The organism is Streptococcus sp. WM07 (genome assembly GCF_004570525.1).
Classification (GTDB): domain Bacteria; phylum Bacillota; class Bacilli; order Lactobacillales; family Streptococcaceae; genus Streptococcus.
The window spans coordinates 1-249 of record NZ_SPPZ01000364.1 but is presented as its reverse complement, the minus strand read 5'-3'; the positions used below and the strand labels follow the sequence as shown (position 1 = coordinate 249).

The following is a 249-nucleotide window of genomic DNA, read 5'->3' as shown; positions in this document are numbered from 1 at the left end:
TTTCTTTACGACTAATTGGAAGACCTAGTTTGGCCCAATCAGATTCCTGTCTATAATTTGGAACCTTTAAATTGAATTTTTGATGGATAGTGTGGGCTATGATAGAAGCAGATCCTAGGCTATGAGCTAGGGGTGCTTTAGGTACAGGAGCTTTAAGAATTTTATCACTCTCTGATTTTTCACTGCATTCCTGACATTTATAGGCGTGCTGGATGTGATCCACTCGTTTTAATTGAGCAGGTATAAAGA

At 38.6% G+C, this 249-nt stretch carries 1 protein-coding gene; it reads right to left on the bottom strand.

Annotated features, from left to right (window positions below; all coding sequences use genetic code 11):
- Positions 1-249, bottom strand: a 249-nt coding sequence (locus E4T71_RS09565) for a transposase (RefSeq protein WP_167758539.1), incomplete at both ends; no start/stop codon positions are given.